This is a genomic window from Streptococcus suis, from assembly GCF_002960445.1.
Taxonomy (GTDB): domain Bacteria; phylum Bacillota; class Bacilli; order Lactobacillales; family Streptococcaceae; genus Streptococcus; species Streptococcus hyiners.
In genome coordinates this window covers 1-285 of sequence record NZ_POJD01000468.1, presented here as the reverse complement: position 1 = coordinate 285, position 285 = coordinate 1, and the positions used below count along the sequence as shown (strand labels likewise).

1 pseudogene is annotated in these 285 nt (G+C 33.7%); it reads left to right on the top strand.

Annotated features, from left to right (window positions below):
• Positions 1 to 98: 98 nt before the first annotated feature.
• Positions 99 to 285: pseudogene (locus tag C1G53_RS12820) on the top strand (N-acetylglucosamine-6-phosphate deacetylase); the annotation flags it as partial.

The window sequence follows — 285 nt, the reverse complement described above, 5'->3', positions numbered from 1 at the left end:
TGGTAATTACTTGACATTTTCTAATAGAAGTTCTACAATATATTTGGTATATGGTTATAACCAGTTTGATAAGTATATATATCAATAAAGGAGATAATATGACAGTATTTATAAAAGCAAAATCTATTATTTTACCAGAGAGTGAGGTCGAATCAGCCTATTTGGAAATTACTGACAAGGGTCAGTTTGGACGGATTGTGATTGAAAAGCCTGAAGGGGAGATTGTTGATTATTCTGACTTTCATTTAGCACCAGGGCTAGTTGATACACATATCCACGGCTACG